This window comes from Duganella flavida (assembly GCF_009857445.1).
GTDB classification, from domain to species: domain Bacteria; phylum Pseudomonadota; class Gammaproteobacteria; order Burkholderiales; family Burkholderiaceae_D; genus Rugamonas; species Rugamonas flavida.
The window spans coordinates 1-695 of sequence record NZ_WWCN01000054.1 but is presented as its reverse complement, the minus strand read 5'-3'; the positions used below and the strand labels follow the sequence as shown (position 1 = coordinate 695).

Below are 695 nucleotides of genomic sequence, written 5' to 3'. Positions count from 1 at the left end.
GTGCTGGCGCAGGCGCAGGCGCCGGCGGTGCAGGTGGCGCAGGCCGAGCTGGCGCGGCGTCAGGCCGTGGTGCAGGTCGAGCGCACCCGCCGCGTGCCTGATGTGGCGCTGACGGTGGGCAGCAAGCACTCGGAGGAACTGGGGCGCTCGCAGGCGGTGATCGGGCTGTCGCTGCCGTTGCCGTTCTTTGATCGCAACCAGGGCGCAGTGCTGGAGAGTGTGCGGCGCGTCGACCAAGCGCGCGATGAAGTGGCGGCGACGGCTGCGCGGCTGGAGCTGGAGCTGGTGCAGGCCCGCGAAGACTACGCGTCGGCGCGGGCGCAAGCCCTGGCTTTGCAGGATGAGATTTTACCGGGCGCGCGCAGCGCCTATGAAGCGGCCAGCACTGGCTTCGAGTACGGCAAGTTCGGCTTCCTCGACGTGCTTGATGCGCAGCGCACGCTGTTGCAGGCGCAGTCCCACTACCTCACCACCTTGGCCGACGCGCACCGCGCGCAAGCCGCCATCGACCGTCTACTCGGAGCAGGCCATGAATAAGAAACAAGCCATCACCATTGCCGTCATGGCGATCATCGCACTGCTGCTGGCGGCGCTCATTCTCAAACCACGCGGCGAGGCGGCACGCGCCGACGCCGGCCACGGCGAAGCAGGCCACGTGGACGAAGCGCCCGCCGCGCCGCGCGGCGAACGCGCGC

At 69.8% G+C, this 695-nt stretch carries 1 protein-coding gene; it reads left to right on the top strand.

Annotated elements, in window-relative coordinates:
* Positions 1–537 (top strand): TolC family protein (locus GTP46_RS29145; RefSeq protein WP_161010119.1); only part of this gene is annotated, 537 nt, incomplete at its 5' end.
* Between the last annotated feature and the right edge of the window lie 158 nt (positions 538–695).